Genomic DNA, 26,319 nt, shown 5'->3' on the forward strand with positions numbered 1-26,319 from the left:
ACCTCGATTATTTCGTTGTGATTTGATCAGCAGTGACATATTCCACTACTTGTAAATTAAAGCCAGATAAAGCATTGAAACGTAATGGTGAGCTAAGAAGCTTCATTTTTTCAACACCTAAGTCACGCAAAATTTGAGCGCCTACACCAATGGTTTGATATTGGTGTGAAAGTGCTGCATTGGATTTCACCGGTTTTGGTTTATTTAAATCATCCAACGCTGGTCCCAAGTCTTGCAAATGATCTTGCCCGATCCAGACTAAAACACCGCGATCACTCGCTGCAATTGTCTGTAGTGCACGGTCTAGATTCCACGCAGGTTCACCATCAGCTTTATTGAGCTTAAGTAAATCGCGAATTGGACTGAAACCATGTACACGTACTGTTGTAACACCTTCTTTTGGCTCGCCTTTGACTAAAGCCAAATGGATGTCCGGGTTACCAATCTCACGATAACGATAGAGTTCAAATGAACCATATTCTGTTTGAATCGTTTTTTGATCCAGACGTTCAACCGTTTGCTCATTGGTCATGCGGTAGTGAATCAAGTCCGCAATTGTACCAATTTTTAAGCCATGCTTCTCGGCAAAAATTTCTAAATCTGCACGGCGCGCCATTGTGCCATCTTCATTGATGATTTCACAAATGACAGAAGCTGGTTCAAGACCTGCTAATCGTGTTAAATCACAGCCTGCTTCGGTATGACCTGCACGATGTAGAACACCGCCTGGCTGTGCCATTAACGGGAAAATATGGCCCGGTTGTACAATATCACTTGGCTTTGCATGCGCTGCGACAGCAGCTTGAATTGTATGTGCACGCTCTGCTGCTGAAATACCAGTTGTAATACCTTCAGCGGCTTCGATTGATAAGGTAAAGTTTGTACTATGCTGAGCACCGTTTTGGTCAACCATCAACGGAAGGTTTAACTGCTTACAGCGCTCACGGCTTAACGTTAAGCAAACTAGACCACGTGCATGGGTAATCATGAAGTTAATATCTTCAGGACGAACATGCGTTGCTGCAATGACAAGATCACCTTCATTTTCGCGATCTTCGTCATCCATCAAGATAACCATTTTGCCTGCACGAATATCGGCGACAAGATCTTCAACACGACTCAGCGGCATTCGCTCTCACCTTTTTTGTCGTTAGACAATTTCTATTTAATAAATTTTGCATAGTTTACGCTGTTTAGAGAATTTTGCCTATGATTCTGATTTATCCAACTTTGCAACCAGATAGAATAGATCCAGCTTTATTTATACAAATAAATCATAAGAAAAAGGAATAATTTAAAATAAAAACAATGAATTTAAATAAAAAAACCTAGCCAAAAGGCTAGGTTCTGATATGCGCAGTTATTTTTTATGAAGCTGCACTGCTTGGACTATCATTTTGTGGGATTGATTTTTTCCCCATCAAAATCTCAGTCCGAATATTTTGAGCAAGTTCAGCACACTCTGCATTCATACCATTGATCATAAATGCATGACGAGTCATCACATTGCTTGGGTTTGGCATTGCAACAAGTTGATAGCTGTCTTGAATTGCCTTGAGTTGATCATTCTCAAGATATAAAGCGGATTCTTTCGCATGAAGATGTTGTGCTAAACGTTGAGCAGCTTCTTTCGCATCAATTTGCATCGCTTCAACAGCATTACACGTTGCACTACGAGTTTGCAGCGCAAAGCGTTTATCTTCGCGATAACGTTTATATAAAACGTCAGAGAGCAACTGGAATACGGTTCCAACCATAAGCAGACACTCTACAGCGTGAGTATGCGAGGTTGAAATCGCAAGTGTAGCGCCGTCAGCATTAAACTCATTTACGACTTCAATGTCCGCTAACTTTAATTGGTAATGTTTCACGCATAACTCAATACTCTTGTTTAAAAAGAGCTGACAGAGTTTAAAGTACGGAACAGATACCGATTGGTTAACACTGCTTAATAACTGTTTAGGATCATAAAACTGAATATTGAGTGCCAACATATGTTGGTCAGCTGAATCTGCTGTTTTCTCTGGTTGTGGTCGAGCCGCTGGTTTACCTTTCGCTTGTTGTTGAGCTTGAGCAACCAAGGTTACTGTATTTTGTTTTTCTAAAGCCAATGCCTGAGTTAACTGCTGAATTTCATGTTTTAAGCGGTTTTCTTCGTTAATACGTGCCAAATATTCGCTACGGGTTGGGCGAGCAATCGCGCGATAGGCAAGCCATAATAAAACATGCAAAAACAGAGAAGCTAAAATTGCCAGCCATTGAGTACGCAGAATTTCACCAATACTTGGTTGAATCAGCGTAATCTCGATAGAACCCACTTTCTTTTCATTTTGCAGAGCATCGCGAGCAAAAATCTCACCTTGGCGAGTTTTTGAAATACCACTCGTTGCCAGCACTTGTTTGTTGGCATCAAGAATGCGAATAGACGCAACGCTTGGATTGGTCGCATAGCGATTAGCAATCAGAGCTAAAGATACCGTATTGGCAGGTTCTAGCTCAGATAAGCTGTCTGCAACGAGTTGACTGGTCATGAGCTGACCTTGACTCGCACGGTTTTCATTGAGCTGGTGTGTCGTTGCAATCACCATTAAAAAGGTATGCAATGCAAAACTAACGATCAGTAGGCTAGCAAATAGCCCTTGTCTAGGCGCAATCAAGTTAAACTTCCAAGGCAATTATATTGAAATTCGATTATGATTCTTACAATAGTTGTCACTCAGACTAGAGTCAATTCATGCGAGAAATCATTCTTATATCCTTTTTAGGACCAGACCAACCAAACCAGTTTACCCGATTAATGCAAGTACTATCCGTACATTCATTGCAAATACTGGATGTAGGTCAGGCTGTTATTCATAATCAACTCACATTGGGCATTGTAGTCGCTTCCGATAATGAAACTGCGACTGCATTGGCAATGAAAGAAATTCTGATTTTAGCACATGATATTGGCTTAACAGTGCGCTTTAAACCAATCACAGGCGCAGAATACGATCAATGGGTAACTGAAGGTGGCCGTACTCGTTATATCGTCACGGCTTTAGCCCCTGAACTCACTGCTGCACACTTACAAGCCGTTACACAAATTGTGTCTAGCCAAGGCTTTAACATTGAAACTGTTACCCGTTTATCAGGCCGTGTCGACTTTGAAAAGGATAGCGCATTCCCGCGTCGTGCATGTGTACAGTTTGGTTTAAGCAGTGGCCCAACTCTAGATGCTCAAGCTATGCGTGCAGCATGTTTACTTCTTTCAAGTGAATTAAATATTGATGTCGCTGTTCAAGAAGACAACGCTTATCGACGTAATCGTCGTTTAGTTTGTTTTGATATGGACTCAACACTCATTGAACAAGAAGTGATTGATGAGTTAGCAATCGAAGCAGGGGTAGGCGCACAAGTTGCTGAAATCACTGAAAGAGCGATGCAAGGTGAGCTTGATTTCCAGCAAAGCTTCCGTGCTCGTGTTGCATTATTAAAAGGGTTAGATGCTGCTGTTTTACCTAAAATTGCAGAGCGTTTAACTATTACTGAAGGTGCAGAGCGTCTCATCTCGACCTTAAAAGCGCTTGGTTATAAAACGGCAATTTTATCTGGTGGATTCCAGTATTTTGCTGAATACCTACAAGGTAAACTTGGTATTGATGAAGTTCATGCCAACATTTTAGATGTGCAAGACGGTTTCGTAACGGGTGAAGTGAAAGGCGCAATTGTTGATGGCGCTCGTAAAGCTGAGTTATTACGTGAACTTGCAAATAAAATGGGTATTTCTCTAGAGCAAGCGATGGCAGTAGGCGATGGCGCAAACGATTTGCCAATGCTAGCGATTGCAGGGCTTGGTGTAGCTTATCGCGCTAAACCTTTAGTTCGTCAAAATGCAAATCAGGCTATTTCAAGTGTGGGCTTAGATGGGGTTCTATATTTACTTGGTATGCATGACAAAGATTTAAACCGTGCTTAATCCATAAGACTAAGCTTTAAGCGCTACTTCAGAGTAGCGCTTTTTTTATGCAGAATCGTCATAAAAACAAGCATGTTATGCTCAAATCATGCACAGAAAAAAGGCAATAAAAAAATCTGAAAAAAACTTATTTTGGTCCTTAGAAACAGCATATTTTTTTGTAATGACACGCCAGAATTGATGCCATATAGGGAATCGAACTTTTTGAATTTTACAAAAATGTAATGACAAAAGAATGTTGCGACAGAGTATGTCGCATTAAGAAAAAACGGGTCTTTTTTTCTAAAAAAAAACATCCATAATGCATCCTAAGCTTCAACACAAATTATGAATTAAAGTTGTTTTTGGAATGAGGTCGGGTTTTTAAGACCGAATCTTTTTAGACGTTTTCATTAAGACGGAGGTTTCTATGGTAACAGCGAATTTTGCCGCTATCGCCGGATTCAGCTTGATCGCTGTCGCGCTTGTTGCTGTTTTCTTTTCTCCTTACCGTCGTTGGCTTGGTTTTATGCTTGCAGGGATGTTCTTTTGGGGGCTATTGGAAGTGGTCCGTTTTGGAGTTCAAGTCACTTTTGAAATGCCAGTCACATATAGTTATTTAACTGCACTAAGTCTAGCGATGGTAATGGTTACATTTGTTTTGTTACGTGAGGATAAACAGGCACAAAAGGCTTTGGCAAATCGCCAATATATAGAACACACGCCAGTATATGAAGATGATCAGCAGCAATGTTCTAGCCGATAATTAAATTGTTATCTAACGGTAAAAAGGTATGCACAGCATGCCTTTTTTATTTACGAAACGTGATTTTTATTATACAAAGCATTTATTAAAAAATAGCCAGTTATGCTACGATAGACGCGTCTGTTGACGTTTCATCTAGATTGCGTTGCCAGCTAAAAATTATCAGTTGATGCACAAAACACAAGCAATGGTATGTCCTTGTTGAGTTTTGCTCTAAAGTTTTCATAAAAATACAATAGGCGTGAATGTTCATGAAACTTTCTTCTATACCTGTAGTCAAGTTACCTCTCGTTGATGTCAGTACAGACCCGTTAGATTTATTGGTAGCAGGTTTAGTGCTGCGTATGAAGCAATTGGCACGTACTAGCCCTAAGTTTATTGAATTGATTCATGACCGCGCTTTCCGTATTCAGATTGGTACGGACTTAGGTGTTGCACGTCAGATCATTATTAATAATGGACAGATTGATACTGTTGCAGGTGCACCTGAAAAAGCTGACTTTATCTTGCAGTTTGCAGATAGCGAACAGGGTGTAAAAACTTTGATTAAAGGTGACCCAACTGCATTTATGACAGGCATGCAAAACGGCAGTATTAAAATGGAAGGAGACTTTAGCCTACTCGTTTGGTTTAACCAAGTGGCTAGACTCATTCCACCTAAGTTGCCAAAACCAGTTAAAGAGAAAGTACGTCAAGCACGCGCTTTTATTAAAGAGAAAACTGGTCGTTAATCGCCAGATATAAAAAAACTCCCAAATGGGAGTTTTTTTATATCTATGCTTCGACTTCTAGATTGAACGTCACGGGACCATCATTAATGAGATGAACCTTCATATCAGCTGCAAAAATGCCGGTTTGAACTTTTTCAAATTGTGAATGGGCATATTCAACCAACTGTTCATATAACGCTTTGGCATCTGCTGGTGGCATGGCTGGGCCAAAATCTGGACGTAACCCTTTTTGCGTTTGAGCCATTAGAGTAAATTGTGAAACAAGCAGGATTCCACCATTTGCTTGAGAGACATTCCAACCCATTTTGCCTTGTTCGTCATCAAAGATGCGATATTTCAAAATCTTATCAATAAGCTTCTGGCCAATTGCTAAAGTGTCATCACGGCCAATGCCTAAAAAAACCAGTAGTCCGTGTTGGATTTCACCAGTAGTCTCACCGTCAACCACCACTTTGGCTTCAAGAACTCGTTGTATTAAAGCGCGCATAGTTAAAGCAAATTTCTGCAATTAATTGAATTGGTTTAGTTTAGCAGAATTTAAATTAAATGATTTTTAAAAGGAAATTTCATGGAATTGCAACAATGGTCTAAAAGCTCGCAATTGATTTATAAAAATATGCTTTAATGCTAAGAAGCAAGCGAATAATCATTGACTATGTCTCCAATTATCCATTCTTTACTAGATACAGACTTGTACAAATTTACGATGTTACAAGTGGTTTTGCATAAATTCCCGCAAACCCATAGTGTCTACCATTTCCGCTGTAGAAATTTAGAAGATACTGTCTATCCACTAGTAGATATTTTGGATGATTTAAACGAGCAACTCGACTATTTGTGTAGTCTTAAATATAAAGAAGACGAGCTTCAATATTTACGTAAATTACGCTTTATCAAAAGTGACTTTGTCGATTATTTAGAACTGTTTCAACTGAAGCGACGCTTTATTCGAGCTAGCATCGATGCGGAAGGTCGTTTGGATATTCATATTGAAGGTCCGATGGTCCAAGCCATGATGTTTGAAATTTTTGTATTGGCGATTGTAAATGAACTTTATTTTAGCCGTATCAAAACCGATGAAGTATGGGCTGAAGGCGAGCGCCGTTTAAAAGCCAAACTTGAATTGATTCAGGAATATGAAAAAACACAAAAGCCGAATGACCCACCATTCTTAGTTTCTGATTTTGGTACACGTCGCCGTTATAGCTTCGTATGGCAAAAACATGTGGTCGCAGCCTTTCATAAAACAGTACCAAATGTGTTCCGTGGTACAAGTAATGTCTTGCTTGCAAAAGAGTTAAACATTACGCCAATTGGGACCATGGCTCATGAATTCCTACAAGCTTTTCAGGCACTTGATGTACGACTGCGTGACTTTCAAAAAGCGGCTTTAGAGACGTGGGTTCAAGAATATCGCGGAGACTTAGGAATTGCTCTAACTGACGTTGTTGGTATGGATGCGTTCCTTCGAGATTTTGATTTGTATTTTGCGAAACTCTTTGATGGCTTACGCCATGACAGTGGTGACCCTTACGAATGGGGCGATAAGGCCTATGCACATTATCGTAAATTAAAAATTGATACTAAAACCAAGATGCTGACTTTTAGCGATGGTCTTAATTTGCCAAAAGCATGGGAATTACATCAATACTTTAAAGATCGTTTTCAGGTAAGTTTTGGTATTGGAACCAATTTGACCAATGATATGGGTCAAAAGCCGCTCAATATTGTGTTGAAACTAGTCGAATGTAATGGTCAGTCGGTTGCAAAAATTTCTGATAGTCCCGGTAAAACCATGACTGATAACGATACTTTCTTGGCTTATTTACGTCAGGTTTTTGAAATCGAAGAACTTGAAGAAGTGGTTTAAGTAATAAATATTCTCGCTATTTTGTATTTTTAAAAGTAAGAATGCTGATATCTGATTTTCTGCTAAAGAGTTGCAGAAAATCAGAGTTTGTTAGATATAAGCTTATGTTAATATGAAATTAAGCTGGTATAAAAAGAAACCATGACGATGACACTCCCGAATTTTAAACTCGATTTATTAATAGAAGCAGAAGAATTAGTGCCTTATTTAGGCAATGAATATATTCGCATTGTAGATTTGAGCCGTGCGTCTGTTTATGAGCAACTTCATATTCCGCATGCTATTCACTTACAACCAAAATGGTTAGTGTCTCAACATGAAGAAGCCACTGGCATTTTGCCAGATGAAGCAGGTTTACAAGCACTGATTGAGAAATTGAATATTTCACCGAATCATCATGTTGTGGTCTACGACGATGAAGGTGGAGCATGGGCTGGACGTTTAATCTGGAATTTGCATTGCTTAGGATTCACCCGTACCAGTTTAATTAATGGCGGTATCCATGCATGGTTAGGAGCAGGGTTACCAACGACAGCAGAAGTCGAAGAAGTTTCTCCTGTTGCAGACTTAATTCAGATTGATTTGTCGCATGCCGCTCAGTTTCGTGTGAACTATGAAGAGCTACGCAAACAAGTAGAACAAGAAAATGTTCAATTGTGGGATTGCCGGACGAGTGATGAATATAGTGGGATCCGTTTAGCAGCGCGACGCGGCGGTCACATTCCAAATGCACTCCATTTTGAATGGAGTACTGCACTTAATCGTCAAAATCATCTAAAATTGCATCCGCTTGAACGCACGCGGCAGCGCCTTGAACAACTTGGGTTCGATTTACAGCAACCTGTAGTTGTGTACTGCCAGTCACATCACCGTTCCGGTTTGGCCTATATTTTGGCTAGGCTCTTGGGCTGGGAAGCAAAAGCCTATGATGGTGCGTGGAGTGAATGGGGCAATCGCCTCGATAGTCCTATTATTACTGGAGAATCACCGTCGTGAGTTTCACATCTCGATTAAAAAAAGAATTATTTATTAAGGCACAAAACCTTGTACCACAGCACCAATTGAGTCGTGTGGTAGGTAAAGTTGCTGCGAGTGAAAATCCAGTTGTGAAAACTGCTGTTATTCATGCATTTAAAACCAAATATGGGATTGATTTATCGATTGCTGAACAAGGCAACGCACTAAAATATAAATCTTTTAATGACTTTTTTACTCGTGCTTTAAAAGATGGCGTGCGTCTCGTTGACGAAAATGCAGATAGCATTGTTTCACCTGCTGACGGTGCTATTTCTCAGATTGGTAAAATTACTGCGGGTGAAGTATTTCAAGCAAAAGGCCAAAGCTTTTCTGTAGAGAAACTCATTGGCGACCCACAACTTGCTCAGCCATTCCAAGAAGGTGAGTTCGCGACGGTCTATCTATCTCCACGCGATTACCACCGTGTTCATATGCCGTTTGCAGGTACATTAACTGAAACTTTGTATGTACCTGGTGAGCTATTTTCGGTAAATCAGGTGACGGCTGAAAATGTACCGGGACTATTTGCCCGTAATGAACGCATGGTGTGTTTGTTTGATACTGAACTTGGCCGTATGGCTGTTGTGTTAGTGGGTGCAATGATTGTTGCTGGTATTGAAACTGTGGCGACAGGTAAAGTGAAACCTTCAGGTCGTATCGAATTACAGCATCATCAATTAAAGCTAGAGAAAGGTGCTGAGCTTGGACGTTTTTATTTAGGTTCTACCGCAGTTATTTTATTTGAAAAAGATAAGATCGAATGGGAACAACGTTTTAAAGCTGAGTCTGTGGTTGTAATGGGCGAGCGCATGGGACATACAGTTTAGTAAACGATATAACCACTATAAAATTAGTAAACCCTGACTTTAATTATTCAGGGTTTATTTTTTATTTAAATTATATAAAGGTAAAATATATAACTATGTTTGTATTTATATTATATGGAAATATAATTATTATTAAGTGATCTGAAATAGGACATTATAGAAGCTAGTCCATAAATATGTATCTGGAGAGAGCAAAAATATTAATATGATTGAAAATTAATAAATAAAAATAGAAAGAAATATTTAAGTTAGACTTAAGTCGTAATTTTAATTTTATTTGAAGATAAGTTATTAAATTTAAAAAAATTATTTAATTTTATAAATATGAGGTGCTTTTTTAGATATTGCACAGCCCTTAGCCTTGGCACAATGCTTGCTAAATATTCAGGACCTTACTGTAATTTTCATATTTTTTAGGTTCTGAAATCATGTTAAAAGTTAAACGCCTGACAGCTTCGGTTTTATCTGTACTTTGTATTTCACTCAGCCATGCCAATGATTTTAAAGTTTTAAATCAAATTTCAAAACAGCCTACTCAACTTCAAAGTGGCGAATATAAAGGTAATTATTACGTTCCATCTACTTTAAATACTATTACATGGGGTTATTTACCGAATCGGGATGCCAAACCAGTTCTTACTGTTCCATCGGGTAGTGTTGTGACATTTGATACGGTTTCTCATGAAGGTTTGCTTGAAGACCAAGGGCGTAATGCTGAAAAGTTCTTTCAATCGAAAGGTGTCAAATCTAATGAAATTTTGGAAGATGCAAAAACAATTACACAGTCAAATTTAAAGCATGATTTTCATAAAGATGGGCCACATATTGTGACAGGTCCTGTTGCAATTGAAGGCGCACAGCCCGGTGATATTTTGAAAGTTGAGGTACTTAAAGTTGAGCCGCGTGTACCTTACGGTGTTATTTCAAATCGACATGGTAAAGGTGCTTTGGTCGGGGAATTTCCAAAAAAAGCAAAGCAAGAAAATGCATCGGCTGAGCATCCTGAACGCTATGGAAATGTCTCAATTTTCACACCAATTGAAAAAAATGCTAAAGGTGAGTACGAAGGTGTATTAAAAACAGAATCGGGTAAATCAATACGTTTCCCACTTTATCCTTTTATGGGAATCATGGGGGTAGCAGCCAATACTTCTGAGCCTGTTCACTCCGTACCCCCTGCAATGTATGGTGGAAATATTGATATTAATGAACTAGGTGCAGGTTCAACAGCCTATTATCCTGTTCAGGTCAAAGGCGCATTATTCTATACGGGTGATAGTCATTTTGCGCAAGGGGATGGTGAAGTAGCATTAACTGCACTCGAAGCTTCAGCACGTGCGACACTAAAATTTACTTTGCTCAAAGCAGGTAAAGATAAAATACCGGGCAAAGAGCTAAAACAACCTTTAGCTGAAAATGCTGAGTTTTGGATTACACCGGGTCTTGATGAAGATTTAGATGAAGCGATGAAAAAGTCTACACGTGAAGCCATTCGTTTCTTAAACCAAGAATACGGTATTGATGAAGCAACAGCGTATGCTTATTTAAGTGCCGCAACTGATTTTGAAGTTTCACAAGTAGTAGATAAAACCAAAGGGATCCATGCAAAAATTAGAAAAGCTGATTTTAAAGAGTTTGAGAGTAAATAATTGAGATGACCCAAGCTTGGTATTTAAAATATTAAATACCAAGTTAATTTTATTTTAACTATTAATAAGTTTTATATATTTTATAATTAAGTATAATAAATATCACACATATTTATTAGTATAAAATCTAATGCACTCACTTCCGAACGCTCTACTTTATATTGCTGCATTATTAACATTCTGTGCCGCATTACTTCATTTTGTTTGTGTGTTCTGGGGGGCAAATGGTTTTCGGTTTTTAGGGGCCGGGAAAAGTATTGTCCAGATGGTCGAAAGAGGGCATTGGTATCCTAATTTTACAGCTATAGCTGTGGGGTTAATTCTAAAGGTATGTGCTACTTATGCTTTCTTTGCAGCAAAGGGAATACAGGTATTACCATTTACTAAACTTATTTTGTTGTTTGTTGCAGCGGTTTTTCTTATCCGTGGTCTGGCTTTTCCATGGTTAAAGTCAAAATTTGTCGGTAATAGTGATTTATTTTGGTATATCAGTTCAGCCTTTTGTTTAATACTGGGAAGTTTATATGCTGTTGGAGTATATTTAATTTGAAATGAATATATTTTAAGTGAACTAGAGTGAATAATTTTAAAAAAGAAAAGGGAGCTACGCTCCCCTTTTTTAACTATTTAGTCCAACCATATTTTTTGAAAATAGTATTACCTTGCTGAGATGATAAGAACTCTACAAAACGTTTAGCTTTAGCATCTTTTAAACTATGCTTGGTTAAGGCTACACCTGTATCTCGATAGACAACCAGCTCTGGTTCAATAGGTATAATTTGCCCAACATCTGGGTTACTAATTCCCCAAATATTAAAAACTAACCAAGCATCATAGCTACTATTTTCTTCCCAGTTTTTCTTGGCAATTCCTGTGTTAGCTGCAGAGGTGGCAATATTTTTTCGAACAGATTTGGATAATTGAATATTGCCAGTTCTACCAGCGATATCCTCCCACATACCAACCTGACCTGCACCATGAGTAACTAAAACTTTAACGCCAGATTTAGCTAGGTCTTTAAATCCTTTAATATTTTTAGGATTTCCTTTGCGTACTAAAATGGCTGCAGGGCGTAAATATAAAGGTTCCACCGAGTCTTTTATAATTTGTTCAGAAAAAGCATTTTCAAAATCAGACATCATGGCTTCAGAACCACTATATATAACATCTGCATCTAGTTTCGCTTTGTCAGACCATTGAGAAGTAGGCCCAGACGTTACATGGACTGCTATGCCCGTTTTATTGGTGAATTGTTTGGCTGCTTCTTTCATGGCGGGTGCTGGTCCACCAGGACCATACACTTGTACATCTGCAAAGCTATGGATAGGTAGAGAACCGAGAATAAGACAAATCAGGTACGGTATAAATTTATATTGTTTTAACATTTTAATCGCTATAGTAATTAAGAAAATATCAGCATATATTTTTTATTATTTAAACGGGATTAATTTTTGCAACGATACTTATAATACATTTCTTTAAAATATATTTTAATTAGATTTTAAGTGACTGTATAAATGTAAATTCTTTTGAAGTAAATATAACTATAGAAGTTTTTATGGTAATTTATATTTTATAAATTGATTATTTGAATAGATATATTGTAAATAATAGAGGAGTAATCCCTTGATTAAAAAAAGTAATTCTTTTTTAAAAATTTTATTTAGCAGCGCTTGTTTGGTTTCTGGTTCTGCTATGGCTGCTCCCATTACAGATTTGGGTAAGCAAATTGTGAGCGATAAACCGGGTTCAATACTGTCTCTAGAACAGCAAGATGTGACGGATTTATTTCCTCATGCTGATCAGCGTTTGTTAGTTAATTATCGTAGTCGAGGGATTCAGGGCGAGCCCATTGTGGCATCGGCTTTTATTTTATTACCGAAAGGCACTCCGCCAAAAAATGGCTGGCCGATACTGGCTTGGGCGCATGGCACGACTGGAGTTGCTGATACTTGTGCACCTTCGGGTGATTATGTTGGAGGGCCAGTTCATTCATACCAAGAAGTTGCTTCTAAAGCTTTAGATGGTTGGCTTGCACGTGGCTATGCAGTTGTTGCACCTGATTATCAGGGCTTAGGTACACCAGGTGGGCATCCTTATATGAATGCAAAGAGCCAACTGCATACGGTAGTCGATGCAGTGCGTGCATTACATGTGCTTAAGCCCAAGAGCTTTAATAAACAGTGGTTGGTGATGGGGCACAGTCAAGGCGGAGCTGCGACGATTGCAGTGTCCGCCTATGGTCAAAAAGATGCACCTGAACTAGATTTAAAAGGGGCAATTGCTCTTGCGCCAGGCGGCTATCAATATGAAGGCATTGCAGAATATGTGCAGAGTAATCCAAACCCAGAACCAAGTGTGGCAGCATTTTTCCCGATTGTGCTATTAGGAGCACAAGCAGCAGAGCCGAGCATAGTTCCTGAGAATTTAGTCAGTCCAGAAATGAACGCGGTGCTGACCCCAGCGCGCAGCCGCTGTTTATCTGAACTTCAATCTGATTTAAAGAAATCTCCTTCTAGCATATTTCGTTCTGATGCTGATTTAAAACCTCTCTTGGCTTATCTAAAACAACAGTCGATTGAAAATATGGTACCTACCGTACCATTAATGATTGTTCAGGGTTCTAAAGATCATTTAGTCGACCCGAGGGGGACATTTGCTTATTATCAGCAGCTATGTAAATTAAAAAAACCAACGGTATATCAAACGATTGATGGTGGAGATCATCGTGATGCACTACGCCAGAGCAATACTTTTGCTACTCACTTTTTAAATGTAATAGAGAAAAACCAAAGTAAGTCCTATTGCTCGACTTCTAAGTAAATTGGTTTAAATGCTAAAAAAGCCGACTTTTCATAAGTCGGCTTTTTATATTTGAAGGGGTGACTTTAGGTCAGGTTATACAGTCTTTCTTTAGGGAAAACTGCGTTAAAATCAGCCTTCATATTCACGTCCATTTTTGCGCCATTTTCCATCAGCACCTTTGTACCAGTCTGGGGCTACAGCTGGGCCTCGTGCTCCTGAGCCTTCTCGTGACTCATCTATAGAATCAATTTTATCAATGTACACCGTATCTTCCCGGCCTTCATAAACTCTGCTGCGCAACAGTATTGTACGGTGCTTCCAATCAATACTTTTAAGTTCTCCTTGTTCGCAACGTACATTTATTGAACCACCAAAATGTCCCCAAACCATTAAATACTTGCCCATAGGGATGCGTCTTAATTGATCATCAATAGTTTCTATATAAGGTTCTTCTTCGATTGGCTCAAGTGACTCAATTTTATCAAAAGAGATTAGTCCAATTGATTCACCTTCTATGAATACACGAATTGATACAAGAATAGTCTGTTGATCTTTATCAATATGAAGAACTTTTACTTTTAATGATTCTCCACTTTTTAAACCGAGAATAAAGCAATCAGTTATTTCTACATTATTCGATATTATTTCTACAGGGTTAATAGTCATTTAAGCCTCGCTTAATTATTATGTTAGCTGTTCTTATGGATTAAGTTTTTTGTAGCGAGTTAATAATACTAATTTTATTTAAAAATGAAAGTGATTTTTAAAACTGTTAAATAATTAGTTTAAATGGTGTTTTTTATTTTTAACCATTTTTTAAATTATCAATGATATTAATTATATATATTGTATAAATTGGGTGGTTTTGTATTTTAAAAGTACAGTTAGTATATCTATTTCATAAATTCTAATCTATGAAATAGATACGAGGAAAAAGAAGATTTATTAAATAACTTATATAGGCTGACCATAGGTTATATTTGATATTATCAATGACAAAAAATTAAAATCATGTCCATAATAAATTATATATAAAAAATGGCTAAGTATCTTTCACTGCGTCTATTTAATATCCACCCTTTATGTGGAATGAATACTTTTTAAGCCATGTTATATAGTCTTTCTTTAGGAAAAACTGCGGTAAATGTTGATCCTTCGTTTTCTTTAGACTGCACATCTAAATACGCGCCGTGTTGCATCAGCACGTGTTTTACAATCGCAAGACCTAAACCTGTACCACCTGTTTGGCGACTACGGTCACTGTCAACACGATAGAAGCGTTCAGTTAGTCGTGGCAAATGTTTTGGGTTAATCCCAATACCTGTGTCTTGTACACTAAAGTACGCATGTTCACCGTCATCATGCCAGCCAATGGTAATGGTTCCACCTTTGGGCGTGTACTTAATGGCATTGGTAATTAAGTTACTAAATGCACTAGCAATTTCCATGTCAGAACCAATTAGGTCACAGTGGCTATCAATGTGTAAATTGAGCGTGTGTCCATAATCGGCATTGTAGGCCTGAGCGTCATCAAAGAGTTGACTCATTAAACTCGGCATTTCAATAATCTGATTTTTTGCAATTTTCTTATTATTTTCTAAATTCGATAACAGCAGTAAGTCATTCACCAAAGCATTCATACGCTTGGTTTGTGACTGCATCTGATCAAACGCACGTTTCCAGCGCGGACTAATATCTTCCTGATCGGTAAATGTCTCGATATAACCACTTAGTACAGTTAAAGGTGTACGAAGCTCATGAGAGATATTATCGACGAAGTCTTTACGCATTTGTTCAAGGTTGTGCATACGAGTCACGTCGTAAGCCACCAATAAGCGACTTTCTCCACCAAATCGTGTGAGCTTAACCTGTACATAGCGGTCATCATCAAAATTTGAGTGAAGCTTAATCCCGTCGGGTGCCTGATCAATATTGTTAAAATATTCAATAAAGGTCGGCTGACGTAAAATCGTTAATAAGTTACGACCGCGGTCAAGTGGGCTGATCCCTAACAAACGTTCAGCAGCAGGGTTCCACCATTCGATTTGATGTTGGTCATCAATTAAAACAACGGCTTCAGCAAGTGCAACCAAAGATGACTGTGCACGGTCAATCAAACCGACCATTTCCGCCTGAACAATTCGTTCTTGGCGCTGAGCACGGTAAACATTAAATAATAATGCCCCCCAAATCCCATTAAGATTTGGAGGAACGTCATAAGGCTTATTCGCAATCCAGTCATTGACCAGATATAAAGAACGCAACTGGAGTGTAAAAAACACCACGAAGGCGATAAAAATACAGCTCCAGAAATACCCAAGGCCTAAACCGACTAAACCGGCAATAATTAGAAAAAATAATAAGAGCCGTAAATCTTGTTTGGCAAACGTCCATAAACTACTGTAGCGGGAAAGTTTTTGTTCACGTACCTGTTCGGGGACGGGGTAAGGTTCATACATAAATCTTGGTTAACCTGCGGCTAAATCTGCACGTGTTGAGAAACGGTAGCCTGTTCCACGTACAGTCTGAACAAATCGGTCAACACCAAAAGGTTCTAAAACTTTACGCAAACGGCGAATGTGCACATCGATAGTGCGGTCTTCAATATATACATTACCGCCCCACACTTGATCGAGCAACTGGGCACGTGTATATGCACGCTCTGGATGGGTCATAAAAAATGCAAGTAAGCGATATTCAGTTGGACCCATATCTAAAATGCTGTTGCCAAAGCTAACACGCTGGCTTACAGGATCAAGAATTAAGCCATTGGCATCAATGGTTTTTTCGCCACTTAATGCATTAGCACGACGCAGAACTGCCTTAATACGTGAAACCAGTTCACGTGTTGAAAAAGGCTTAGTCATGTAGTCATCTGCACCTGCGTCAAGACCTTGTACTTTGTGGTCTTCTTCTCCGCGAGCAGTCAACATAATGACCGGAATTTCTGCTAGGTTTTCATCTCGTTTTAAGCGGCGACATAAATCGACACCACTTACGCCTCCAGGTAACATCCAATCAAGCAAGATAAGCGCCGGACGTTGGTCGACGATAATTTGATGAGCTTGTTTGGCATCTTCTGCCTGTAAACACTGAAAGCCTGCCATGTCCAAAGACGTATGGATCATTTCGCGAATAGGAAGCTCATCATCGACAATTAAAATATAGTCATCTTTCACAGCGCAATATCCTATAGATTTAACGGTGAACCGTTTTGTAGTTATGACAGGCTTATTACAAAGATTAATTATGACAATTTCATTGCAGAAAAGTCTATAAAATTAAATTTAGCAATAATTTGTGACAAAACTAAGGCAAAGGTATGACCAAATTGTGACATGAAGACTTTAATTTTCTTAAAATCATTCAATAGGTTATCACTTTAATGGCTTAGCTTGTTTTGCACATTTATGGCTGTCAAAAAACTTTAATATTATTTTGAAACTTGCGCTAATAAAGATAAGAAAACGATGCGGCATGCGGTTAAAACCTGCTCAAGCGACTGCTCAAACCCTCCCATGACCCATCGAATTGCAATTTGAGTGACATATCCATTTAAGCCAGTTGCAATTAAAGAAAGCTCATTTTCATGGTGTTGAATTTGCGGCATGGTCAACATAACAAAGGCTTGAATCATACGATCAAATTGCGCAAGTGTTTCTTGAATGGTGGCCTGATTATGTAACTCTTGTACCAAAACTGCATCTACATAGATAATACGAGCTAATCTTGGGTCATCTTTTAATGTCGTCAGCAGTGCTCTTAAACCAGCATCGACCATTTTTTCTGGGTCGGGTGCCGCTTTAATCACGGCCTGCATCAGATTTTGCTGTAATTCTTCAATCATTTTCAAAAAGATGGTTTGGAATAAATCTTCACTCTTCTTAAATGATTCATAAAAATAACGTTCCGTGAGTTTTGCCTCTTGGCATACATCTTTTACCGTCACGGAAAAAAAACCGAGTGTTCCGTAGGTCGCAATACCTGCTTCAATCAGTTTTTCGCGGCGCGCCTCTTTGCGTTCAGATAGAGATAACCCTTTGAACTGACGTTCTTTACTCACACTTTTTGTTTTCTTTTTACTGGTTGAGTCGTTAGTCGTCATAAATAAGTCGTTTCCTAAAGATTGGTTTCCTAATTTATAGGTTTTGGCCAAATATGCTCACTATGATAAAGCTCTCAGAAGAATTGTGCCATTCTATCTGAAATTACAGTGTACTATATTGACAATGGATATTGTCAAAATTATATTGAAGATGTCTGAACTGCACATGCAATGAACCGGTTGTGCAAATATCGAAAAACAAAGGATGGACAATGAAAAATTTTAAAAACAAAGTCGCTGCAATTACGGGCGCAGGTTCTGGCATTGGGCAACAGTTAGCAATTCTTTTGGCAAAACAGGGCTGCCATCTTTCGTTGAGTGATATTAATGAAAAAGGATTACAACAAACTGTCGAGCTTTTAAAACCGTACAGCAATATTACTGTTACCACCAAAAAGCTTGATGTGTCGGATCGGGACGCGGTAAAGCAGTGGGCACAAGAAACTGTGCAAGATCATGGTTCTGTTAACCTGATTTTTAACAATGCTGGTGTTGCTTTAGGCTCAACTGTTGAAGGTGCGACCTACGAAGATTTAGAGTGGATTGTTGGAATTAACTTCTGGGGTGTCGTGTACGGTACTAAAGAGTTTTTACCGTTCATTAAGCAAACTCAAGATGGCCATATTATTAACATCTCCAGCTTATTTGGTCTGACTGCTCAACCGACTCAGTCTGGTTATAACGCGACTAAATTTGCTGTACGTGGTTTTACCGAATCATTACGCCAAGAGTTGGATATTGAAAAAAGTGGTGTAAGCTCGTTGTGCGTACATCCAGGTGGAATCCGCACCAACATTGCTAAATCTGCAAAAATGAGTGATAGCTTGAATAGTTTGGGTATGGACCCGACTAAATCGATCCAAAACTTTGACAAGCTACTACGTACTCCACCTGAAGAAGCAGCTCGTCAAATTTTACAAGCGATATTAAAAAATAAACGCCGTTTATTGATTGGTAGTGATGCAAAAATTCTTGATGCATTCCAGCGTTTATTCCCAACGGGATATCAACGTGCTTCAACCATTGTGACCAAATTAATGAAGTAATTTTTTAACGTAAAAAAGCCATCAAATGATGGCTTTTTTTATGTGGTTTAGTTAGTTCTAAATAAGAACTTTGATCTTCTTTTTCTTCCAGATAAATTGGTAATACAAGCCTTGAATAATACATAAACTAACGAATGCCAAGGCATAAGCAACCCAGATTCCTTTAAGGCCCCATATTGAGCTAAACCAGTAAGCACATGGAATTTCAATAAATAAAATAGCAGAAATATTAAGTAGCATTGGGACAGTCACGGTTCCGCTGGCACGCATGATCGATGCAAAAATGGCACCTGCACCAAAGAATAAAATTGCCCAAAGTACAATAAATAAAAGTTGCTGTCCTAACACCACCACAGTTGGGTCGGTAATAAACAAAGCCATTAAATATTTTGAAAATAGATAGCCGAGTGCAATTAAGGTACCTGTAAATAAAAAGTTCATTCCCAAAGCTGTGCGGGTTACCCGTGCTAACAGATCTGATTTGCCAGCACCAATCGCTTGTGCTGCAAAAATTGAAGCCGCAATTGAGATAGACAAGGCAGGGAACTGAATGTAGTTGAGCACCTGATTCACTGCACCATACGCTGCTGTAGCATGCGATCCGTAATGGTTAACCAACCCAACAATAACCAAGCCAGCCATTGAGGTAGTAATCATTTGAATGCCGGTTGGTACGCCTAAGCGCAAAATGATTTTGCTCAGTTCTGGATTGTGACGGATATGTTGCATAAGCTGCCGATTCGGCCGAAGTGGATGATTTTTCTTGTTGAGATAAATTGCCAGAAAAATCAAAATAGCAACATAACCCGTGATCGTTGCAATTGCAGGAGCGATAATTCCCAGAGCGGGTAAGCCAAAATAACCTTTAAGCAATATCGGGGTAATTACTAAGCCAATTACACTGGTTAATGCCAATGCAAGTAAAGGCGTGGTACTGTCGCCTACACCACGTAAAATTGAGGTATAAATAATATAAACAAACAGAAGCGGGCTACCTGCCAGCATCCATTGCACATAAGGTAAAGCAAGATGCATGACCTTTGGGTCAGTACCCAATAACTCTAAAATATCGTGGGCAAAAAATACGCCGATAATCGCGGTAATTACCCCACCAATCAGTGTCATAAACAGTGTAGAACCGACCACACTTTGGACTTTCTCTATATTTTGTGCGCCCCACGCTTGCCCTACTAAAACAGTAGTACCCGTTGAAATCCCGATAATAAAAGCAAGGAGCAAGAATAAAATAGGGAAAAAAACCGAGACGGCAGCAATCGCATCAACTCCCATCATTTGACCAACAAAGATGGTGTTAATCGTCCCTGACAAGTTCTGCAAAATATTGGTTGCAATGAGGGGGAGCAAGAAAACGAAAAATGTTTTCCAGAGATTTTGCTGGTGAATTAAAGACTGTCTTGGTGGCATGTGTTCTCCATCGCCCATCTCTTTGATGAGCGGGGCAGACATTCAACTTAGCATATTTAGATGAAATTTCTTGTAGTGTTTTACTATGCTAAGTTTCTAAATTTATTAACATTCATTCAAGATTTCTCCTGCTTTTTGCAATGTCTCATCATTTTTAGCAAAGCAGAATCGAATCAAGCGTAAAGACTCTGGCGCTTGCTGGTAGAAAACCGAAACAGGAATAGCCACAATTTTATGTTGCTCCGCAAGAAACTGGCACATTTCTACATCGTTTAAGTCAGGTCTAATCTGACTGTAATCAAGATTTTGGAAATAAGTACCTTGAGATGGTTTTAGTAAAAAACGGCTATTGTGAATTGCTTGATTAAAACGATCTCGCTTAGTTTGGTAAAACTGTGAAAGCTCTTGAATATGTTCCGGATGTTGCTCCATATATTGCGCTAGGGCAATCTGACAAGGTGTCGTGCCACAGAAATTCGCATATTGGTAAATCTGGCGGAATAAACGCATTAACTCAGGTGAAGCGACGCAATAACCTGTTTTCCAGCCCGTCACATGGAAAGTTTTCCCAAAAGACCCAATCACAAAACTACGCTCTCTGAGCTCTGGAAAATGCAATGCGCTAAAGTGTTGCTGACCATCAAAGACTAAGTGTTCATAGACTTCATCGGATAAAACCACAATGTTTTTATCTTGAATCAGTGCAATAAGCTCTAACCAATCCTGTTTTGCCCAGATGGTACCTGTTGGATTATGGGGAGTATTCACTACAATCATACGGGTTTTGTCATTAATCAAATCTTTAACTTGCTGCCAGTTCACCTTAAAGTCAGGTGCTTGTAGGGCAATATGAACTGCTTTACCGCCTGCTAATTGCACAGAAGGGCCGTAGCTGTCATAACTTGGGTCAAAAATAATGACTTCATCACCTGCATTGATGCATGCCTGTATGGCACAAAAAATTGCAATGGTTGCACCGGGAGTAATCGTGATTTGCGTTACAGGGTCAAGTTGAAGTTGGTCACGCTGCTGAAATTGTAAAGCGAGCTGCTCACGTAAACCGAGAATACCATCACCGGGTGGATATTGATTGTGCCCAGCTAAAGTCGCCTGAGATAAAGCTTCCAGTAAGGCTTGTGGCGCCGGAAAATCTGGAAAGCCTTGCGACAGGTTGAGAGCACCTAAACGATGTGCCATTGCCGTCATGGTACTAAAAATAGTCACGCCTTGAGTGGCCAATTTTGACTCTAGTTGAAGCATATTGTTCTCTTATTAAAAATATTTAAAGTTATAAAATTGATTCAATCACTGCTCGAATTACACCGAGGGTTAAACCAATAAATGCACCGACTACAACGCCATTTACTCGGATCATATGTAGGTCGCCACCGACTTCATTTTCAATTTTCCCGATCATTTCGCGTGAATCCCATTCATGAATGCGTTCACTGACATAGCGTATGATTTTATGGCTATATTGATCTGTAAAAGTCAGCGCAAGTCCTGTCATTTCTTTGTTGAGCACTTCACGTACTTTGGCATTTTGAACAAGGTTTTCACCCAGTTGCTGAATAGCAGCTCTTAGGTTCATTGCAATGCCAGAGTCTTCTTTCATTAAATCTTCTTTAATGGCATTACACAAAATCGTAACGGCACCACTGATGAAATTGAGGACTTGTGGGCTATCAAGAAGGGCATCTTTACCGCTGTTGAGACGTTGGCTAGCAACGCTGTCTGGTTTTGCCAGCTCAAGCATGAGAGAGTGGGCAATGGTTTCAATTTCTTGTCGCCATGGGTGTTCAGGGTCTGCCAACATCGATTCTACTTTTTCAACGAGTGAATCGATGGTACGTTGTTGAACATCAATACCAATCCAGCTTGCGCCTTTTGCAAGTGACCAGACACCAAGTGCTTTAAACATTTTTCGGGTTAATTCACGGGTTTTATCTGGGTTTTGTACCACCCATTCATGAGCGATATCGAGTCCACGCTGTAAAACGTCTTGATGGAAATCATTTTCCAATACCGCGCGTAGCATTTCACTTGCGAGTTTATTGACCTCGGTATTACGCACCCATTGCACACTATTGTTTTGCACAAAATTGGCAATTTGATCTTGGCTAACAAACTCAAAAATTTTCGGAACAGTTTGCTGAATGAGCTGCACCACTTGGGTATTGTTTTGTGGACTTGCTAACCATTGGCCGATTGCGAGGCTTAAGTCCGTTTTTTCTAAGCTTCGTTCGACCACTTGAGGCGAAAGAAAATTTTCTTGTACAAAACGACCCATTGACTCAGCAATGCGAGCTTTGTTGCGTGGAATAATCTCGGTATGGTCGCGTAAAAACTTAGGAATGGGTAACTTACCAAATGGGTTCCGAAACAGAACCGTAATCGCGTACCAGTCGGCTAAACCACCGACTACACCGGCTTCTGCCCCTAACATTAAAATATGAATAAAACCTGTGTACTCTGGCAGAAAACGATCAGCCACCATCAGTGCAATCCACAGCACAACGACAATAATAAGCGCCAGAGTAGCAAAATATTTGCTACGTTTTAGACTGGGCACGTGGTGAACTTCTTCTGCCATGTTCATAAATTTATCCTATTCATTTTTGTTTTACTGGAGGCTCAGGCGGTGGCAACAGCTCTCCTGTCGGACTCAATCCATATTTTTGTCCGATTGATTTCAAGATCAAGGTTGCATCAAAAGCATCCTGTGGAGCCTGCTTTTGATCCCGATAACATTCAATAGTATACGACACTTGAACAGGGTCGATATTGACCACTTGTGGGTAATCATAGAACGGATCATGCCAGAAACCTGGGTAGCGACGACCATAACCATATGGGTAAAAGCTTGGAGCTGATGGATAAACCACAGCCTGACGTTGTGGTTTCTGGCTCTGATTACTTGGATCATTTTGCACTTTAAAAAAGCGGAAACCTTTTTGTATCGTCGTTTGTGCTGATTTCACCAAGGTAATTTCTTCAGCTCTGCCATAACTCATATTTGGGTCGGCTTGAAAACTAATACGGAACGTTTGGGCATTTAGAGGATATGCTGAAAACTGGCCAAGCTGATCAAAGGTTCTTGGTTTACTTGGAGTCGTTGCACACGCAGTTAAAGTTAAGGCAGTGCCTAAGGCTAAACAAAGAGAGAGATATTTCATGATGAACTCCCAGCTGAGCATTGAAAAATAGATGACTCAGCATTAAAAATTAAGAAGTTTTAAAAACTACTGTTCGGTTCTAATAAAAATTCGGTTTCCCCTGGAGTGGAAACACGCCCGAGAATGGTATTTCGATGAGGATAGCGTCCAAAGCGATCAATAATGACTTTATGCTTTTTCTCAAAACTTAAATTAATTTCATTGCCAAGGCGTTGAAAGAGTTTCAAGGCAAACTCATGAATCAGCTTCGATTCACTATGCATAAACGGCATATATAAAAAAGAACGTTGCTCTGGATTAAGCTGTGCGTCGAGTTGCAAGCTAATCGTTTCTTGTGCCAAAGCTAATGCCAAGCTGTCATAGGCAAAAGATTCGGGTTGATCACGATAAATGTTGCGAGAAAACTGGTCTAGTACAATAATCTCTGCCAAACGGCCTTCCGCTGTTTTTCGCCAAGACCACAGTTCTGCTTGAGTTGCCTGTCGATGAACGTCAGAAAAATTTTCACGAATTTTTTTGTCAAAATCATCACTTTTTGCAAACCAAAGTGAACGGTGTTCAGGAGAAAACCAGAAGTTTAAAATGTCTTGTTCGTTCATGATATTGACAACTCTTTAGCAATTATTCTTCAATAAAATCACAATTCTTTCGTGTCTTAAATAACAAGATTGTGATAAAAATTGCCAAACTGGAATGATGTGAGTATATAAATAGCCGTATCATCTCACGATTTTGTATATAGTGATCTTTAATAAGCGAGCAAATGCATGAGTCAACCCACTACACCCTCTCAATCAGTTATTCCTGCTTGGGTGGATTCGTCGCTACTACAAGGCATGTTACGTGGAATAGAGCGTGAAAGCCTACGTATGCAAAGTAATGGGTTCTTATCACAAGAGTTACATCCAAAGGCATTGGGTTCGGCTTTAACACATCCACAAATTACGACTGATTATTCAGAAGCATTAATGGAGTTTATTACTTCACCTAAGCCAACCATTGGTGAAGCTTTGAATGAGCTTACCGATATTCATGCAGTTGTGCATCGTCATTTAGAAAATGGTGAGAAACTCTGGCCGTTATCTATGCCATGTATGTTAGATGACAATGAAGAACGGATTCGTCTAGCACAATATGGCACCTCTAATATTGGTCGTTTTAAAACACTATACCGCCGTGGGCTGGGAATTCGATATGGTCGCCGTATGCAGACCATTTCAGGTGTGCATTACAATTTATCTTTTCCAGATACGCTTTTTGCCGAGCTACAAGCTCATGAAACTGACGAACAATTAAAATCATTAAGTTTGCAGGATTATCGTAGCCATCGTTATTTTGGTCTTATTCGTAATTTTATCCGTTTAACACCGTTAGTTATGTTTTTAGTGGGCGCTAGCCCAACAGTATGTCGTTGTTTCTTAACTGGACATAAACATCAGTTGTTGCCTTTAATCAAAGGTTCATACTATTTACCGTATGCTACAGCACTCCGTATGGGACGATTGGGCTATCAAAACTCAGCTCAAAAAAGCTTGGGTATTCATTACAACAATTTGACTGGCTATCTGGATGGTTTACAAAAAGCCGTTCATTCTCCTTACCCACCATTTAGCCGTTTAGGGTTAAATGATGCCTCTGGTGAGCCGCTGCAAATTAATGATCATGTTTTGCAGATCGAGAATGAATATTACAGTCTCGTACGCCCAAAACAGGTGCCTCAAAAAGGTGAAACGCCGTCTCAAGCTTTGAAAAATCGAGGAGTGGGATATGTTGAGCTACGTGCTGTTGATGTAAACCCATACTCGGCAATTGGCGTTGATGAAACAACGGCAGGCTTCCTTGAAGTGTTAGCACTTTATTGTCTGTTAAGTGATAGTCCAGACTTGTTAGGTCCTGAGCAAGACTTGGTTGAGAAAAATCAGACCGAGGTGGTAAACCGAGGTCGAGCACCGAACGCAACCATTACAGATTTAACAGGGTCATATCACATCGAAGATTGGGCACGTTTATATATTGCAAAAATGCAAGATTGTGCACAGCTACTCGATCAGACCTATGCAACGGACTTGTATGGTTCCGCATTAGCGATCATGCAAGCACGAATTGATGAAGTTGATGAGACTTTATCTGCCCATGTTATTGACGATACGTTAAAGCATGGTGGAACTTGGAGTTTTGGTAGCCACATGGCGCAATTACATGCTGAAAGTTATGAAGAGCATGAGCTTAGTGTGGAAACCTTGAAACATTTTGAACAATTGGCTGCACAGTCGTTACAGCAGCAAGAACAACTTGAGCAAGATACTCGGGTCAGTTTTGATCAATATCTTGAACAATATCGATAATAAAACGAGGTTTTACATGCGATTAAGTTACCGTTTGGTGAGTGGACTACTTGTTTTAGCAAGTATTGTCGGCATGTCTTTTGCGTTGTATCTGGAACATGTAAAAGGTTTAGAGCCATGTCCGCTCTGTATTTTTCAACGTGTTGGCTTAATGGCGATGGGTTTTGTGGCGCTCGTCGCTTTTTTGCATAACCCTGTTTCCAATGCGATTAAACGCTTTTATGCATTTTTGGCTGGCATTGCAATTTTATGGTCAGTAGGTGTGGCTGGGCGTCATGTGTGGATACAGCACTTACCAGCAGATCAAGTACCGAGTTGTGGACCGGGTTTAAATTACTTAATTGATGCTTTACCTATGAAAGCAGTTTTGCAAGAAGTGCTTTCTGGTTCAGGTGAGTGTGCAGCTATTGACTGGACCTTTTTAGGTCAGTCTTTACCAGTTTGGTCGTTAGTTTATTTCCTTTTGCTCTTACTGGTCTGTTTATGGCAGTTGTTCCGTTTTTATCCAGTGTTTAAGACTGCTAAAAAGTAAGTTTAAACAGATTAAAAAAAGCTCAATATTATGTTGGGCTTTTTTTATTGTTTTAGAATTGATCAAACTATAAAAAAACAAATTGAAA

25 protein-coding genes are annotated in these 26,319 nt (G+C 39.3%); 12 read left to right on the forward strand and 13 right to left on the reverse strand.

Annotated features, from left to right (window positions below):
• Positions 1-7: 7 nt before the first annotated feature.
• Together ribBA and QLG01_RS03480 are read right to left on the reverse strand one after the other, a co-directional pair.
• Positions 8-1,129 carry a bifunctional 3,4-dihydroxy-2-butanone-4-phosphate synthase/GTP cyclohydrolase II gene (gene ribBA, locus QLG01_RS03475; RefSeq protein ID WP_282495846.1) on the reverse strand — a complete coding sequence of 374 codons (1,122 nt, stop codon included), beginning with the start codon at positions 1,127-1,129 and terminating at the stop codon, positions 8-10.
• A gap of 238 nt (positions 1,130-1,367) precedes the next feature.
• Complete coding sequence (locus QLG01_RS03480) at positions 1,368-2,675, reverse strand: hypothetical protein (RefSeq protein WP_107880420.1); 1,308 nt, start codon at positions 2,673-2,675, stop codon at positions 1,368-1,370.
• Positions 2,676-2,734: 59 nt separating this feature from the next.
• Between QLG01_RS03480 and serB the strand changes: the two genes are divergently transcribed.
• The 3 genes from serB to QLG01_RS03495 all read left to right on the forward strand — a co-directional run bounded on the left by serB (position 2,735) and on the right by QLG01_RS03495 (position 5,434).
• Positions 2,735-3,958, forward strand: coding sequence for a phosphoserine phosphatase SerB (gene serB / locus QLG01_RS03485; protein WP_004790139.1), 1,224 nt, complete (start codon positions 2,735-2,737; stop codon positions 3,956-3,958).
• Positions 3,959-4,367: 409 nt separating this feature from the next.
• On the forward strand, positions 4,368-4,703 hold the full coding sequence (gene aciT / locus QLG01_RS03490) for a ciprofloxacin tolerance protein AciT (RefSeq protein ID WP_004704819.1): 336 nt from the start codon (positions 4,368-4,370) through the stop codon (positions 4,701-4,703).
• Positions 4,704-4,954: 251 nt separating this feature from the next.
• Positions 4,955-5,434, forward strand: coding sequence for a hypothetical protein (locus QLG01_RS03495; RefSeq protein ID WP_013196563.1), 480 nt, complete (start codon positions 4,955-4,957; stop codon positions 5,432-5,434).
• Between the two features lie 43 nt (positions 5,435-5,477).
• Here the strand turns inward: QLG01_RS03495 and dtd are convergent, their stop codons facing one another.
• Positions 5,478-5,921 carry a D-aminoacyl-tRNA deacylase gene (gene dtd / locus QLG01_RS03500; protein ID WP_005300497.1) on the reverse strand — a complete coding sequence of 148 codons (444 nt, stop codon included), beginning with the start codon at positions 5,919-5,921 and terminating at the stop codon, positions 5,478-5,480.
• A 168-nt stretch (positions 5,922-6,089) separates the two neighbouring features.
• On the opposite strand from dtd, the gene pncB reads away from it, so the two are divergent.
• From pncB to QLG01_RS03525, 5 genes are all read left to right on the forward strand, one after another.
• Positions 6,090-7,304, forward strand: coding sequence for a nicotinate phosphoribosyltransferase (gene pncB / locus QLG01_RS03505; RefSeq protein ID WP_005300500.1), 1,215 nt, complete (start codon positions 6,090-6,092; stop codon positions 7,302-7,304).
• A 147-nt stretch (positions 7,305-7,451) separates the two neighbouring features.
• Entirely contained in the window at positions 7,452-8,300 is an 849-nt protein-coding gene (locus tag QLG01_RS03510; protein WP_192454662.1) for a sulfurtransferase, read from the forward strand.
• The gene (gene asd, locus QLG01_RS03515; protein WP_004790127.1) at positions 8,297-9,148 is read left to right on the forward strand and encodes an archaetidylserine decarboxylase; all 852 of its coding nucleotides are present in this window, start codon (positions 8,297-8,299) and stop codon (positions 9,146-9,148) included. The genes QLG01_RS03510 and asd overlap by 4 nt, the downstream gene beginning before the upstream one ends.
• 428 nt (positions 9,149-9,576) lie before the next feature.
• Entirely contained in the window at positions 9,577-10,797 is a 1,221-nt protein-coding gene (locus QLG01_RS03520; protein ID WP_111855265.1) for an acetamidase/formamidase family protein, read from the forward strand.
• A 130-nt stretch (positions 10,798-10,927) separates the two neighbouring features.
• Positions 10,928-11,347, forward strand: a complete 420-nt coding sequence (locus QLG01_RS03525; protein WP_282495848.1) for a hypothetical protein — start codon at positions 10,928-10,930, stop codon at positions 11,345-11,347.
• Positions 11,348-11,420: 73 nt separating this feature from the next.
• Here QLG01_RS03525 and QLG01_RS03530 read toward each other — a convergent pair whose 3' ends face one another.
• Positions 11,421-12,182: an AcfC family putative adhesin gene (locus tag QLG01_RS03530; protein ID WP_282495850.1), complete on the reverse strand. Its 762-nt coding sequence runs from the start codon at positions 12,180-12,182 to the stop codon at positions 11,421-11,423.
• A gap of 241 nt (positions 12,183-12,423) precedes the next feature.
• On the opposite strand from QLG01_RS03530, the gene QLG01_RS03535 reads away from it, so the two are divergent.
• Positions 12,424-13,620: an alpha/beta fold hydrolase gene (locus QLG01_RS03535; RefSeq protein ID WP_282495851.1), complete on the forward strand. Its 1,197-nt coding sequence runs from the start codon at positions 12,424-12,426 to the stop codon at positions 13,618-13,620.
• 111 nt (positions 13,621-13,731) lie between these two features.
• Here QLG01_RS03535 and QLG01_RS03540 read toward each other — a convergent pair whose 3' ends face one another.
• The 4 genes from QLG01_RS03540 to QLG01_RS03555 form a co-directional block, all read right to left on the reverse strand.
• Complete coding sequence (locus QLG01_RS03540) at positions 13,732-14,268, reverse strand: hypothetical protein (RefSeq protein WP_282495853.1); 537 nt, start codon at positions 14,266-14,268, stop codon at positions 13,732-13,734.
• Positions 14,269-14,702: 434 nt separating this feature from the next.
• A complete protein-coding gene (gene phoR / locus QLG01_RS03545; protein ID WP_151767084.1) occupies positions 14,703-16,061 on the reverse strand; it encodes a phosphate regulon sensor histidine kinase PhoR in 1,359 nt (452 codons plus the stop codon).
• A 9-nt stretch (positions 16,062-16,070) separates the two neighbouring features.
• Positions 16,071-16,781 carry a phosphate regulon transcriptional regulator PhoB gene (gene phoB, locus QLG01_RS03550; protein ID WP_000650776.1) on the reverse strand — a complete coding sequence of 237 codons (711 nt, stop codon included), beginning with the start codon at positions 16,779-16,781 and terminating at the stop codon, positions 16,071-16,073.
• Between the two features lie 254 nt (positions 16,782-17,035).
• Positions 17,036-17,707 (reverse strand): TetR/AcrR family transcriptional regulator, encoded by a 672-nt coding sequence (locus QLG01_RS03555; protein ID WP_151827703.1) that lies wholly within the window; start codon positions 17,705-17,707, stop codon positions 17,036-17,038.
• Between the two features lie 212 nt (positions 17,708-17,919).
• On the opposite strand from QLG01_RS03555, the gene QLG01_RS03560 reads away from it, so the two are divergent.
• Positions 17,920-18,753 (forward strand): SDR family NAD(P)-dependent oxidoreductase, encoded by an 834-nt coding sequence (locus QLG01_RS03560; RefSeq protein WP_151767083.1) that lies wholly within the window; start codon positions 17,920-17,922, stop codon positions 18,751-18,753.
• Between the two features lie 57 nt (positions 18,754-18,810).
• Here QLG01_RS03560 and QLG01_RS03565 read toward each other — a convergent pair whose 3' ends face one another.
• The 5 genes from QLG01_RS03565 to QLG01_RS03585 all read right to left on the reverse strand — a co-directional run bounded on the left by QLG01_RS03565 (position 18,811) and on the right by QLG01_RS03585 (position 23,953).
• Entirely contained in the window at positions 18,811-20,178 is a 1,368-nt protein-coding gene (locus QLG01_RS03565) for an MATE family efflux transporter (RefSeq protein WP_282495915.1), read from the reverse strand.
• A 105-nt stretch (positions 20,179-20,283) separates the two neighbouring features.
• Positions 20,284-21,438, reverse strand: coding sequence for a pyridoxal phosphate-dependent aminotransferase (locus QLG01_RS03570; RefSeq protein ID WP_282495857.1), 1,155 nt, complete (start codon positions 21,436-21,438; stop codon positions 20,284-20,286).
• A gap of 28 nt (positions 21,439-21,466) precedes the next feature.
• Complete coding sequence (locus tag QLG01_RS03575) at positions 21,467-22,777, reverse strand: DUF445 domain-containing protein (protein ID WP_049837549.1); 1,311 nt, start codon at positions 22,775-22,777, stop codon at positions 21,467-21,469.
• A 13-nt stretch (positions 22,778-22,790) separates the two neighbouring features.
• Entirely contained in the window at positions 22,791-23,354 is a 564-nt protein-coding gene (locus QLG01_RS03580; protein ID WP_016139827.1) for a hypothetical protein, read from the reverse strand.
• 59 nt (positions 23,355-23,413) lie between these two features.
• Positions 23,414-23,953: a DUF924 family protein gene (locus tag QLG01_RS03585; protein ID WP_282495859.1), complete on the reverse strand. Its 540-nt coding sequence runs from the start codon at positions 23,951-23,953 to the stop codon at positions 23,414-23,416.
• Between the two features lie 168 nt (positions 23,954-24,121).
• Here QLG01_RS03585 and gshA point away from each other — a divergent pair, with 168 nt between their 5' ends.
• Both gshA and QLG01_RS03595 read left to right on the forward strand, forming a co-directional pair.
• Complete coding sequence (gene gshA / locus QLG01_RS03590; protein WP_282495860.1) at positions 24,122-25,699, forward strand: glutamate--cysteine ligase; 1,578 nt, start codon at positions 24,122-24,124, stop codon at positions 25,697-25,699.
• Positions 25,700-25,715: 16 nt separating this feature from the next.
• The gene (locus tag QLG01_RS03595; protein ID WP_004790111.1) at positions 25,716-26,231 is read left to right on the forward strand and encodes a disulfide bond formation protein B; all 516 of its coding nucleotides are present in this window, start codon (positions 25,716-25,718) and stop codon (positions 26,229-26,231) included.
• Positions 26,232-26,319 lie beyond the last annotated feature (88 nt).

Origin of the sequence: Acinetobacter sp. V89_4 (assembly GCF_029967875.1) — a bacterium.
Classification (GTDB): domain Bacteria; phylum Pseudomonadota; class Gammaproteobacteria; order Pseudomonadales; family Moraxellaceae; genus Acinetobacter; species Acinetobacter oleivorans.